The sequence below is a fragment of the Rhodococcus opacus genome (assembly GCF_012396235.1).
In the GTDB taxonomy this organism is placed as follows: domain Bacteria; phylum Actinomycetota; class Actinomycetes; order Mycobacteriales; family Mycobacteriaceae; genus Rhodococcus_F; species Rhodococcus_F opacus.
The window spans coordinates 204,960-216,978 of record NZ_JAAXPA010000004.1 but is presented as its reverse complement, the minus strand read 5'-3'; the positions used below and the strand labels follow the sequence as shown (position 1 = coordinate 216,978).

Here is a 12,019-nt window from a genome sequence, read left to right as displayed (position 1 = left end):
CGATCAGTCCTTCGGTCCACCGGCGACGTAGACGACCTGCCCCGAGACGAATCCGGCGCCCTCGCTGACGAAGAACGACGCGGTGTGCGCGATGTCCTCGGGCTGCCCGACGCGGTTCACCGGGATCTGCGACGCCGCCGCCTTCTTGAAATCCTCGAAGCCGACACCCACCCGCTCGGCGGTGGCGGCGGTCATCTCGGTCTCGATGAAGCCGGGCGCAATCGCGTTCGCGGTGACACCGAACTTGCCGAGCTCGAATGCCAGCGTCTTGGTGAAGCCCTGCATGCCCGCCTTGGCGGCGGAGTAGTTGACCTGCCCGCGGTTACCGAGCGCAGAGGTGCTCGACAGGTTCACGATGCGCCCGAACTTGGCGTCCACCATGTACTTCTGCACGGCCCGCGACATCAGGAACGCACCGCGCAGGTGCACGTTCATGACCGCGTCCCAGTCGTCGACGGTCATCTTGAACAACAGGTTGTCGCGGGTGATCCCGGCGTTGTTGATCAGGATCGTCGGAGCACCGAGTTCGGCCGCCACTCGCTCGACCGCCGTGGCGACCGAGGCCTCGTCGGCGACGTTCGCGCCCACGGCCAGCGCTTCGCCGCCGGCGGACTTGATCGCGTCGACGGTGCCGGCACACGCGGACTCGTCGAGGTCGAGGACGGCGACCGCGTAGCCGTCGTCGGCCAGCCGCTTCGCGACGGCGGCGCCGATTCCCCGGGCCGATCCGGTGACGATGGCGGTTCTACGTTCCTGGCTCACTTGTTTCCTCCATGCTGGTTGTTCTCGGTCTTCGTACGGTATTTGCGGAGTTCTCTTCTCGCGATGGACATCTTGTGGACCTCGTCCGGTCCGTCCGCGAGACGCAATGTCCTCAGATGGGCGTACATCATGGCGAGGGGGAAGTCGTCGGTGACACCGGCCCCACCGTGCACCTGAATCGCCCGATCCACAATCTTCAACGCAATATTCGGAGCCGCCACCTTGATCGCCGCGATCTCCGTCCGCGCCTCCTTGTTCCCCACCGTATCCATCAGATACGCCGCCTTCAGCGTCAACAACCGGATCATCTCGATCTCGATCCGCGCCTCCGCAATCCAATCCTGAATATTCGCATTCTCACTGACCGGCTTCCCGAACGTCACCCGCGACGACGCCCGACGACACATCAACTCCAACGCCCGCTCCGCCATCCCGATCGCCCGCATGCAGTGATGAATCCGGCCCGGACCCAACCGCGCCTGCGAAATCGCGAAACCCTCCCCCTCGCCCTTCAACACATCCTTGGCCGGCACCCGAACATCCGCGAAGTCGATCTCCGCATGCCCCTCACGATCCTGATACCCGAACACCGGCAACCCCCGCATCACCGTCACCCCCGGCGCATCGATCGGCACCACCATCATCGACTGCTGCCGATGCGGCGCCGCCGACGGATCCGTCTTCCCCATCACGATCAACACCCGGCAATTCCGATGCAACGCATTCGACGCGAACCACTTCCGGCCGTTGAGCACATACTCGTCACCGTCCCGGACCATCGACAACTCCACATTCGTCGCATCCGAACTCGCCACCGCCGGCTCCGTCATCGCGAACGCCGACGCCATCGTCCCCTCCAGCAACGGCGTCAGATACTTCTCCTTGTGCTCGGCCGTACCGAACAACTCGAGCACCTCCATGTTGCCCGTATCCGGCGCATTGCAATTACACGCCTCCGACGCAATATGACTGCGCCCCATAATCTCCGCCAACGGCGCATACTCGAGATTCGTCAACCCCGCACCCGTCCCCGGATGCGGATGAAACAGATTCCACAACCCCCGACGCCGCGCCTCAACCTTCAACTCCTCCAACACTGGCGGCTGGAAATGCGGATCCCCCGACTCCCGCATCTGCTCCTCATACACCGCCTCCGCCGGATACACATGCGAATCCATGAACTCCAGCAGATCGATCTGGTATTGCCGGGCGCGATCGGATAAGTCGAACAGCGACATGCGGACTCCTCGTGCGGTCGGGTCAGGACGACTGGGCGAGGAGCGAGGCCTGGTAGCGGCGCATTCCCCGGATCCATCGGTCGTAGTCGGCGCCCTTGTGCCGGTACATCTCCAGCACTTCGGGGTGCGGAAGGATCAGGAACTGTTCGGCTTCCATTGCGGCGAGCACGCATTCGGCCACCTCGGATGGTTCGAGCACCGAACCCGCGGTGGTGACGGCGCGTGCGGCGGTGGCCGACAGGGCGGCGTCGTCGGTGAGCAGCTTGGTGTTGACGCCCATGGGGCACAGGCAGCTGACGCGGACGCCCTTGTCGCCGTATGTGACGGACAGCCATTCGGCGAATCCGACTGCGGCATGTTTGGTCACCGAGTAGGGGGCGGACCCGATCTGGGTGAGCAGCCCGGCGGCGGAGGCCGTGCTGACGAAGTACCCCTCGCCGCGCTCGATCCAGCCGGGGACCAGGCGGCGTGCCGCGCGGATGTGCGCACGGACATTCACGTCGAGGGCGAGGTCCCACACCGCATCGTCGGGTTCGAGGCCCTCCCCGGCCGCGACACCCGCATTGGCGAAGTAGAGGTCGACGGGGCCGAACGCCTCCTCCGCGGCGTCGATGACCGACGCGATCTGTGCATCCTCGGACGCGTCGGCGCCGCGGGCGATCGAGGCCCCCGGACGTGTCGCGTTGATCCGGTCCGACACCGCCTGGGCCGATGCGGCATCGAGATCGGTGACGACGACCCGGGCGCCCTCGGCGGCGAGCCGCTCCGCGAGTGCACCGCCGATTCCACCTCCGCCACCGGTGACGATGGCGACCTTCTGCGTAACCTGCACGAGATTCCTCCCTCGAGGGGACACGGACGTGCCCCAGTCTTCCACAGAAAACACCTGAACCCGGTGTCGGATTCAGTTTCGTCGACCTGGGTGTCCCACGCGCTGACGCCGTCGGAGAGAGCTCAGCTCCGCTCGGGGAACCTCAGTCCATTTGCCCAGATGCGCGTCGTGGTGAACACGACGTCGTCGAAGTCGACGGGAGTGCCGTCGGTCCCGTTCACGCTGGCCACGAACACGTTGTACGCCAACCGGCTGACCATCCCCGACAGCGCCCGCGACGCCAGCATCGGGTCGAGTTCTTTGTCGGCGATGCCCCGCGCCTGCAGTTCCGCGATGCCCCGCGCGTTGCGCGCGATGAACGCGTCGGCCCGCTGACGCCGCAGGTCCGCGAACGCCGGGTCGATGTGCGCGACCTGTTCGAGCAGCCCCATCAGCTTGGCGTTACGCCGATAGGCCTCCAGGTAGGCGCGGTTACTCGCCTCCAGGACGGCGTACGGATCGTCGGTGTCCTGCACCCGTTTCATACCCGGGTGCATCATGTCTTCCTGCGCCACCTCGAGCACGGCGGCGAACACCTGCTCCTTGTTGTCGAAGTACGTGTAGAACGACCCCGTCGAGCAGTTGGCTTCCTTCGTGATGTCGGTGAGCCTGGCATCGAGGTACCCGGACCGCTCGAATACCGTCCGCGCGGCCGCCACCAACGCCGCGCGAGTGCGTGCTCCACGCGGGGTCGCCGGAGGCTCCCGCAACAGATCGGTGGCCGCCATCGACGGGGCGGGCTGGTCGTCCCACTCTTCATGGACGGTGCGCGTGGTCATTTCCTACTTATACGCCAGCACGGCAGGCCCGCCCAACCCGACGCTCAGGTGATGGTGATGCCGCCGTCCACCGCGATCGTCTGGCCGGTGACGTACGCGGCGGCGTTCGACGCGAGCCACACCACGGTCGCGGCCAGCTCCTCCGGATCGCCGAGGCGACCGAGAACCAGCCGCGATTTCATCGATTCGAGGTACCCGTCCTGGTACTGATCCGTCATCTCCGTCTCGAAGAACCCGGGAGCGATCGCATTCACTCGAATGCCCTTGCGGGCACCCCACTGCTGCGCCAGGTCGCGGGTGAGACCGATGACCCCGGCCTTGCTCGCGGCGTACGCGGCCTGCGGAAGTCCCGCGGTGGTGAGACCCAGCACGCTCGCGATGTTCACGATCGCGCTGCCCGGCTTCATGACCTTGCCCGCCGCCTGCGCCGCCCAGTAGGAACCGTTCAGGTTGATGTCGACGACCTGCCGGAACTGCTCCGGCGTCTCCCGCGTCGCGGGGACAGCCGTACCGACGCCGGCGTTGTTGACGAGCACGTCCACGCGGCCGAACTTCTCCATGGCCGCGTCGATCATGTTCTGCGCCTGAGCCGGGTCGGCGATGTCCGTCGCAACGCACAGCGCCTGACGTCCCGCGGCCCGCACCAGCTCGGCGGTCTTCTCGAGACGGTCGGTGCGGCGTGCTGCCAGCACCACGTCGGCGCCGGCCTCCGCCGCGGCCTGCGCGAACGCCACCCCGAGGCCCGACGACGCACCGGTCACGACGACCACCCGATCGGTCAAGCTGAACTTGTCGAGAACGGACATACGAAGCGACTCCTTTGTCGTCGGGCTACGGGGTACGGGTTCAGAGGCCGAGGTCGCGGCCGATCAGTTCCTTCATGATCTCGTTGGAACCGGCCCAGATCTTGGTGACACGGGCATCCATCCACGCACGGGCGGCACGGTACTCGGTCATGAATCCGTAGCCACCGTGCAGCTGCACGCAGTGGTCGAGGACCTCGTTCTGCACCTGAGCAGTCCACCACTTGGCCTTGGCGGCGTCCACTGCCGTGAGCTCACCGTCGGCGTGTGCGGCGACGCAGTTGTCGACGTAGGCCTGGGTGACCTCGACACGCGTGACGAGGTCCGCGAGGAGGAACTTGTTCCACTGCAGCGAGCCGATGGGCTGGCCGAATGCCTTGCGGTCCTTGGCGTACTGGATCGTCTCCTCGAGGATCGGCGCGGCGTGCGCGATGTTCGAGACGGCGGCGCCGACCCGCTCCTGCGGCAGCATCTCCATCATGTGGATGAATCCGCGGTCGATCTCACCGATGATGTTCGTCGACGGGACACGCACGTTCTCGAAGAACAGTTCGGCGGTGTCCGACTCGTGCTGGCCGACCTTGTCGAGCTTGCGTCCGCGCTCGAAGCCCTCCATGCCCGTCTCGACGGCGAACAGGGTGATGCCCTTGGACTTCTTCTCGGGGCTGGTGCGCGCCGCGACGATCACCAGGTCGGCGTTGTAGCCGTTGGTGATGAACGTCTTGGAACCGTTGATGATCCAGTCGTCGCCGTCCTTGACCGCGGTGGTCTTGAGCGACGCGAGGTCGGAACCGCCGGAAGGCTCGGTCATACCGATCGCGGTGAGCAGCTCACCGGTGCAGAACCTGGGCAGCCAGCGCTGCTTCTGCTCCTCGGTCGTGAGCTGCACGAGATACGGCGCGACGACGTCGGCGTGAATACCGAAGCTCGACGACACGGCGGCGCTCGCCCGCGAAAGCTCCTCGGCGAGAACCGCGTTGAACCGGTAGTCACCGGCCTCGCTTCCGCCGTACGCCTCGGGGACCTCGAGGCCGAGGAATCCGTTGCGGCCGGCTTCGAGCCAGATCTCGCGGTCGATGAAGCGCTGCTCGATGAGCTTGTCGGCCACCGGCAGGAGGTTGCGGTTCACGAACTCCCGGGCCGATTCGCGGAATGCCTCGTGATCGGGGCCGTACAGGGTGCGTCGCATGACCGCTCCTTTTTCGAAATCCAGCTGTGGTGTGTCCACGCTTGTAAGCGTGTGCTTATTTTCTAAGCGCTTGCTTATACTGATGGTGCGGCGCGGTATTGTCAACAGCCGCGCAGCCGAGGATGGAGAAAGACATGAGCGAATCACCGAACCAGGTGATCAGCCCTTCCAAGGCTGCCGCCCGCATCCGAGCCGCAGCCGTCGACGCGTTCGCGACCAGCGGTTACGGGGGCACCACCACCCGTGAGATCGCCGCCCGCCTCGATATGAGCCCCGCCGCGATGTACCCGCACTACCGATCCAAGGAAGAGCTGCTCTTCGCGATCAGTTACGAAGGCCACACCGCGGCGCTCGACGTCGTCGTGAGTGCAGACCTCCCCGACGAGGCGCCCTCGACGAGACTGCAGGCGATGATCGGCGCGTTCGCGAGCTGGCAGGCCACGCACCACGCACAGGCTCGCGTCGTGCAGTACGAACTCAACGCCCTCACACCCGAGCACTATCGCGACGTGGTCAAACTGCGCCGCGACATCACCCGCATCGTTCGTGCCGTCGTCGACGCCGGGGCCGCATCCGGCGAATTCACGGTGCCCGACGGCGAAGGCGTCACCCTCGCCCTCATGTCTCTGTGCGTCGACATCTGCCGCTGGTTCCCGGCAGGCGCCTACACCGAGCCGGAGGCTGTCGCGGACCTGTACGCCGACCTCGCCATGCGCATGGTGGGTGCCGGCGAGGTATTGCCAGGATCCAGTGGGGTCGGCTAAGCTAGAACATACGTTCGATTCGGGGGAATCGACGGCAACCGGGGGGTCGGGGTGGATGCAGCAGCGGTGATCGCATTTCTGGCCGAGTTACCAAAACTCGACCGAGATATCGACGATGCGACACGCATCGACGTACTCCGCACACTCGAAGAGGTGAAAGCCGCCTGCGCGGGCGTGCAAGCCCGGGTGACCGCAGACCTCGACGCCTCCATCCGCGCCGCACGAGCAGACCGCGAAGTGCCGGCCGCACAGCGAGGGCGAGGCATCGCCAACCAGGTGGCCTTGGCACGACGGGACTCACCGTTTCGAGGGGGCCGCCATCTCGGCATGGCGACCGCTCTCGTCCACGAGATGCCCTGCACCTTGGCGCTGCTCGAACGAGGGTTGCTGAGCGAGTGGCGGGCAACGATTCTCGTCCGCGAAACTGCATGCCTCACCCGAGAAGATCGCACCGCACTCGATTACCTGCTGTGCGCCGACCCGGCGACATTGGACGGGCTCGGCGATCAGGCGGTGTGCGCGAAAGTTCGCGCGGCCGCTGCGGAAGTCGACGCCGAGGCCGTGGTGCAGCGGGCCCGCAAGGCGGTATCGGATCGGCGGGTCACCTCCCGTCCCGCACCGGACACCATGGCTTACGTCAGCGCTTTACTGCCGGTGGCACAGGGGGTCGCGGTGCACGCGACTCTCGCCCGTGACGCCGATTCGATCCTCGCCGCCGGTGACGAGCGCACGCGGTCGCAGATCATGGCCGACCTCCTCGTCTCCCGAGTAACCGGCGCGCCCCACACCGCGACTGCACCTCCGATCACCGTGAACCTCGTCATCTCCGACCGTGCACTCCTCGACCGGGGGTCCGAACCCGCCTACATGCAGGGGTACGGGCCCGTCCCCGCGGCACTGGCGGGGCATTGGATCAAGGAGGCAGTCGAGGCCGCGATCGATCCGGAAACCGGGGACGAGGCGCGGGTGACTCTGCGCCGCCTGTACGCAAACCCGCACTCGGGAGCCCTGACCGCAACCGAGTCCCAAGCCCGCTGCTTCCCCGCCGGGTTGGCGAGGATGATCGATCTCCGCGATCGAACATGCCGGACACCGTGGTGCGATGCGCCGATCCGGCATCACGACCACATCCAACCCCGCGAATACGAGGGCCCGACCACCGCACACAACGGAGCCGGCCTGTGCGCGGCCTGCAACTACGCCAAACAAGGTGCAGGGTGGAACGCCAAGCCCCACCAGCTGCCCGGCGGACTGCACAAGATCGAGATCCACACCCCCACCGGACACCGGTACCGATCAACCGCACCACCACTACCGAAACCGTTGCCGTTCCGTGAGGTTCAGATCAGCTCACCGGTGGAGCGCATCCTCATCGAATACCTCCACGCGGCCTGAACATCGGGTCGCTGCGCACTAGACCGAGTGACACACCCGTGCGGTAGCATCTCCGCACGCGGCCGTGGGGGTCCTGTCGAGTACTGGGGGGATGGGAATGAGCAAAACACTGCGTCTGGAAGATGACGCAATCCAACGATGCGTGGGCATCTGCAACACGATGATCGAGCAGATTGATCAGGCGATAAGAAACGCTGACACCCTCCGATACATCTCCGGCTTTGGTGGATTCGATTCAGCGCAAGAGCTCCAGGGCCGGTATGACGAAAAGCTCAACGGAAGCGCTGGCTCCGGATCCGTCAGGGAGCGCCTCAACCAGTTTCGTCTCGTCATAGAAACTATGAGGGACACGTTTCAGTCCGGAGGTGAAGCGTTTGCGGAGACCGACAGTGCAATCGGGCGGGCGCTGGCCGGGATCCAAGGAGAGATCGAGCAGTGAAGCGCAATGCAATGGTCCTGGCTGCCCTTTCACTGACGCTACTCGCCGGTTGCAGCACACAAAAAGCCGATCAACTGGACCCGGAATCCGTGGCCACGCCCACTACCCGGGTTCCGAGACATGTCGACAACTCGGACCGCCCGCGAGTGGCGTTCGATCCATGCCTTGATATCCCTGATTCGGCCTTAATCCAAGCTGGTTACGACCCGCAGAGTGAAGCGAACGCGGACTTCACGCCCGATTCTTACACCTTCCTCGGTTGCGGGTATGACACGCTGCAACGCCGCTACGTCATGAATGTTCTGTCCGGGAACATCACGTTCGCAGAAGAACAAGAGAAAAAGAAGAATCACTCCACACCCATCGACATCAACGGTCGTCGCGCGATCTTGATCTTCGATCCAAGCGTCTCCGACGCATGCGATCTCACGATCGAAACCTCTTACGGCATCCTCGGCTTCACACGCAGCGTATTCGAGGGAAACGGCCAGCATGCGCCCGAATCCGAGTGGTGCGCAGGACTCGAGGACACCGCCCGGATCATTGAGCCGTTTATCCCGAAGGGGGATTGACAGATGGCCCCGAAGGACCCGCTCGCTCCCTTCTTCGACGCGGTGCTGCCGAATGGCGCCGGCGATCAGCACCGCAGCAAGCTGCAGAGGTCGGCGGAGCAGCTTGGATCGGATGCGATCGACCCGCCCTACATCACCACGATGGAGAGTTTCGAGGGCTGGCAACACTCGGAGATTTATGCCAAGACCCGGGATATGGATCCGAGCATCATCGGGGATCTCGCTCAGGCTTGCCATGCCATCGTCGGCTCACTACCCATCGGGTTCGGGTTTGCCCTGCTCAAGAACACGATTGCCGAAAAGTGGGAGGGCGCTGCCGCCGACGCGGCGCTCGCTGCGACGGATACCCTTGCGGGTGCGAGTGACCAATTGACCTCGGGGGTTCAAGCAATTGGCGTGAAGCTCGACATTCTCAGCAGTGCTGCGCAGGATGTGAAAAACAGCATCCCAGCACCGATGTCGGAGCAACCCCTCAGCCTTCTTCCCCTCACACCCACTGCCGCCGAAGCTCAGGAAGCAGCGCGGGATGCGGCGAGGGAGGAGGCCATTCGGAAGCTGCAGAACATCTACGTCCCGAATTACCAGGACGTGGGCACGAATGTGCCGGTCCTTCCTGCGCCACACTCACCCAACGGCAGGGTCGATTCCGTCGATCCGAATGTCGCTGCGCCGAGCTCGGGCAGTCCCGGTTCGTGGGGCACAACCGACAGCCATACCTCCTCCGCGTCGGGCGAGGGCGATTTGTCGGCGGATAGCGAGAACTCCGCGGACGGTAATTCCGCAGGCGATGATGCCGCGGCTACGTCCGCAGCGAATGCCGAATCTGCTGCCAACCAGGGCGCTGGGGCTGGATCCGGATCGGCCGCGCAGACTGCCGCAGCGAATGCGCAGAATGCGGCCGGTACCGGTTCGCAGTCGGGCAGCGGCGCGGGTGCCGCGGGTTACGGCGGCGGAATCGGCGGAGGTTCGGGGTCCGGTGCCGGAGGTTCGGGCCTCGGGGGTTCGGCGTCGGGCGCGCGCCGGAAACACGACAAGCGCGACTCCGAGTCCAGCTCGAGCGGTGTGGTTCCGGGTGGCCCGATCCCGTCCGGTGGCGCCGCAGCCGGCGCAGGGGCGGCTGCCGCTGCTGCAGCGGCGACCCCGGTGAAACCGAGCATGAGTCGTCCCGGAATGGGAATGGCACCCGGGATGATGGGTGCACCCGGCCGAGCGGGCGGCAACGGCGATGGCGACACGGAGCATCAGACGCCGAGCTATCTCATCACCGTCGACAATGGCAACGAACTGATCGGCAAACTCGACCCCGTCGCACCCCCGGTGATCGGCGCATGAACTGGCGGCTGACATCAGCCCAATTCATGTGTCTTTGGGAAGCAACCGATCTCGACCGGATGCCGTACCCGCTGCAATACCGGTCCGCGGCCGCGACAGAAGATCAGTACGCCGTCCAGCAACGCGAGCTGGAGCAGTGGCGGACCGCGCTCGACGAACCGAAACTGGTCGCCGCGATCCAGGCGCTCCGGGATCCGCAACTGTCCGTCACGGTGCTCGCCCCCTCCCCCGAACTCGACTCCGGGCTTCGCCGGAGGGGCAGCATCCGCGGCCGGGCCGCCGTCGTCGCCGAACAGCTGCGCGGAGAACCGGGCCGCGGCGACATCCGGATCGACGCCGGCACCGAGGGCGTCGACTGGCTGACCACCCAACTCCTGAAAGACCTGCCCGGCTGTGCGCCCGGACGAACCCCGTCCCTGACCGCTCACCCCGACGATCTCGAGAATCGAAGCAGCGGTGCGTCCGTCCTGCAGAGCGCCCGAGCCTCCGACGGCACTCTCCTGCGAGGGATCGTCGGCCGGCCGCGGACCGGAATCGGGTACATCTGCATCCGGGGTACGCGCAGCGGGCTCGACGAGCCTGTTCTGGGCGAACTGACCTGGATCGACGTGGAAGCGGACGGCCGGTACCTCTATCACCAGGACGACCGTGTTCACCTGCGGTCCGCGACAGTCCGGTTGGTTCGCGACGAGCTGTCGAAACGTGTGTCCGCGGCCCTCGCCAACCCTTCGCCGACCCGCGACTGAGCGTTACCCTTGTCCCATGACCGATCGGGACAGGGACGGGACGGGGAAACCCCTCAACGCACGCCCCCGCGACGAACTCGGCCGACCCCTGCCCCACGACGCCGAGGGTGTGCCGCGCATCCCCGACGACCTGCGGTTACCACCCGACGAGGCGATCACCGAGGCTCAGCGGCTACTCGACCACGGCATGCCGTTCCACGCCCACGAGGTCCTCGAGGGTACGTGGAAGATCGCCCCCGAGGACGAGCGGGAACTGTGGCAGGGGCTCGCCCAGCTCGCGGTGGGTCTCACCCATCTGATGCGGGGCAACAAGACCGGCGCGCGGTCACTGCTGCGCCAAGGCCACGACCGGATCCGGCATTACGAGGTGGAGGCGCCGCACGGCCTCGACATCGCCGGCCTCCTGACATGGTCGGAACACCTCACGGACGAGATCGATCGCGTCGACCCGCTGCCGGCGACGCCCGTACCCCGATTGAGAATCCCCTGATGACTCTGCTCCCCATGTTCCCGCTGGGCTCGACGATGCTGCCCGGTCAGCAGCTCCCCCTCCACGTCTTCGAACCCCGCTACCAGGAACTGGTTCGCGACTGCCTGGACGCACCGGACGGTCCCCGTTTCGGGGTCGTTCTCATTGCCCGCGGCAACGAGGTGGGCGGCGGCGACGTCCGCCACGATGTCGGCACCATCGCGCGGATCGAATCCCACGCGTCGATCGGCGACGGGCGGTACGAGCTGTTCTGCCGCACCGAGGAACGGATCAAGGTATCGAAGTGGTTGCCCGACAACCCGTATCCGATCGCCGAGGTCGATGTGTGGCCGGACGAGAACACCGGCACCCAGACGGCGGACTACGAGTTCCCGTCCCTCATCGAGAGACTCGAATTCCTGTACGGCCTCCTTCGCCGTCTCGCGACGGAGACCGGCAACGTCCCACCCGACGTTCCCGTCATCGGCGCTTTCCGCGGGTCGCTCGGCACGCGGCTCTACGAGATCGCGACCTACATTCCGATGGGGGACGCCGACCGCCTGCAGATCCTCGCTGCGGCGGGCGCGGACGAACGCTTGCGGGAGGTCTCCGAGGCGATCGAGAACGCCATCGAAATGGTCCAGTTCCGGCTGATGTGAC

14 protein-coding genes are annotated in these 12,019 nt (G+C 65.7%); 8 read left to right on the top strand and 6 right to left on the bottom strand.

Going from position 1 to position 12,019, the window contains the following annotated elements; all coding sequences use genetic code 11:
- Nucleotides 1–3: 3 nt before the first annotated feature.
- From fabG to HGB39_RS06970, 6 genes are all read right to left on the bottom strand, one after another.
- A complete protein-coding gene (fabG, locus tag HGB39_RS06995; RefSeq protein WP_064080711.1) occupies nt 4–762 on the bottom strand; it encodes a 3-oxoacyl-ACP reductase FabG in 759 nt (252 codons plus the stop codon).
- Nucleotides 759–2,000, bottom strand: a complete 1,242-nt coding sequence (locus tag HGB39_RS06990; RefSeq protein WP_005569498.1) for an acyl-CoA dehydrogenase family protein — start codon at nt 1,998–2,000, stop codon at nt 759–761. The genes fabG and HGB39_RS06990 overlap by 4 nt, the downstream gene beginning before the upstream one ends.
- 22 nt (nt 2,001–2,022) lie before the next feature.
- Nucleotides 2,023–2,832: an SDR family oxidoreductase gene (locus tag HGB39_RS06985; protein ID WP_005569497.1), complete on the bottom strand. Its 810-nt coding sequence runs from the start codon at nt 2,830–2,832 to the stop codon at nt 2,023–2,025.
- Between the two features lie 122 nt (nt 2,833–2,954).
- Nucleotides 2,955–3,650, bottom strand: coding sequence for a TetR/AcrR family transcriptional regulator (locus tag HGB39_RS06980; protein ID WP_005569496.1), 696 nt, complete (start codon nt 3,648–3,650; stop codon nt 2,955–2,957).
- A 44-nt stretch (nt 3,651–3,694) separates the two neighbouring features.
- Nucleotides 3,695–4,456: an SDR family NAD(P)-dependent oxidoreductase gene (locus HGB39_RS06975; RefSeq protein ID WP_005569495.1), complete on the bottom strand. Its 762-nt coding sequence runs from the start codon at nt 4,454–4,456 to the stop codon at nt 3,695–3,697.
- Nucleotides 4,457–4,496: 40 nt separating this feature from the next.
- On the bottom strand, nt 4,497–5,642 hold the full coding sequence (locus tag HGB39_RS06970; protein ID WP_005264084.1) for an acyl-CoA dehydrogenase family protein: 1,146 nt from the start codon (nt 5,640–5,642) through the stop codon (nt 4,497–4,499).
- A 134-nt stretch (nt 5,643–5,776) separates the two neighbouring features.
- Between HGB39_RS06970 and HGB39_RS06965 the strand changes: the two genes are divergently transcribed.
- From HGB39_RS06965 to HGB39_RS06930, 8 genes are all read left to right on the top strand, one after another.
- Nucleotides 5,777–6,406, top strand: coding sequence for a TetR/AcrR family transcriptional regulator (locus HGB39_RS06965; protein WP_043791221.1), 630 nt, complete (start codon nt 5,777–5,779; stop codon nt 6,404–6,406).
- A 51-nt stretch (nt 6,407–6,457) separates the two neighbouring features.
- A complete protein-coding gene (locus tag HGB39_RS06960) occupies nt 6,458–7,801 on the top strand; it encodes an HNH endonuclease signature motif containing protein (protein WP_005569492.1) in 1,344 nt (447 codons plus the stop codon).
- A 97-nt stretch (nt 7,802–7,898) separates the two neighbouring features.
- On the top strand, nt 7,899–8,240 hold the full coding sequence (locus HGB39_RS06955) for a hypothetical protein (protein ID WP_312029797.1): 342 nt from the start codon (nt 7,899–7,901) through the stop codon (nt 8,238–8,240).
- Nucleotides 8,237–8,812 (top strand): DUF3558 domain-containing protein, encoded by a 576-nt coding sequence (locus HGB39_RS06950; RefSeq protein WP_043791213.1) that lies wholly within the window; start codon nt 8,237–8,239, stop codon nt 8,810–8,812. Before HGB39_RS06955 ends, HGB39_RS06950 begins: the two co-directional genes overlap by 4 nt.
- A gap of 3 nt (nt 8,813–8,815) precedes the next feature.
- Nucleotides 8,816–10,144: a hypothetical protein gene (locus tag HGB39_RS06945; RefSeq protein ID WP_005569486.1), complete on the top strand. Its 1,329-nt coding sequence runs from the start codon at nt 8,816–8,818 to the stop codon at nt 10,142–10,144.
- Nucleotides 10,141–10,890 (top strand): ESX secretion-associated protein EspG, encoded by a 750-nt coding sequence (locus HGB39_RS06940; protein ID WP_043791209.1) that lies wholly within the window; start codon nt 10,141–10,143, stop codon nt 10,888–10,890. Before HGB39_RS06945 ends, HGB39_RS06940 begins: the two co-directional genes overlap by 4 nt.
- Before the next feature lie 16 nt (nt 10,891–10,906).
- Nucleotides 10,907–11,380: a DUF309 domain-containing protein gene (locus tag HGB39_RS06935; protein ID WP_005264077.1), complete on the top strand. Its 474-nt coding sequence runs from the start codon at nt 10,907–10,909 to the stop codon at nt 11,378–11,380.
- The gene (locus tag HGB39_RS06930; protein WP_005569482.1) at nt 11,380–12,018 is read left to right on the top strand and encodes an LON peptidase substrate-binding domain-containing protein; all 639 of its coding nucleotides are present in this window, start codon (nt 11,380–11,382) and stop codon (nt 12,016–12,018) included. The genes HGB39_RS06935 and HGB39_RS06930 overlap by 1 nt, the downstream gene beginning before the upstream one ends.
- Nucleotide 12,019: the final 1 nt, after the last annotated feature.